The 346-nt window shown below is 70.2% G+C and carries 1 pseudogene; it reads right to left on the bottom strand.

Annotation, left to right across the window (positions count from 1 at the left end):
* Window positions 1–138: 138 nt before the first annotated feature.
* Window positions 139–346 (bottom strand): annotated as a pseudogene (locus EN850_RS34530) (hypothetical protein); the annotation flags it as partial.

The following is a 346-nucleotide window of genomic DNA, read 5'->3' on the forward strand; positions in this document are numbered from 1 at the left end:
GTGGTCTACAAGTTCAAATAAGCAGAACGGGCGCCCAGGGCGCCCGTTCCTCTTTCGGTAGTGAACACCGCTGGCCGGCAACTGCATTCAACTGGGGCACGCGGTTGCCGGCCAGCGACCGGCACTACCGGCGATGGCTCAGACGTTCAGCAGTTCGCCGGCACCGGCCTCCAGCAGCATCTTCGCCACGCGCTGGCCGAGCGCCTCCGGGTCGCTGCCCGGGCCCACCGCCTCGGCGCGCACCGCGCGGCCATCGCTGGCACTGCCGACCAAGCCCTGCAGGTGCAGGTCGTCGCCCTGCCACTGCGCGATGGCCGCCACCGGCGCATGGCAGCTGCCATGTGCC

Source organism: Mesorhizobium sp. M8A.F.Ca.ET.207.01.1.1, from assembly GCF_004794715.1.
GTDB lineage: Bacteria > Pseudomonadota > Alphaproteobacteria > Rhizobiales > Rhizobiaceae > Mesorhizobium.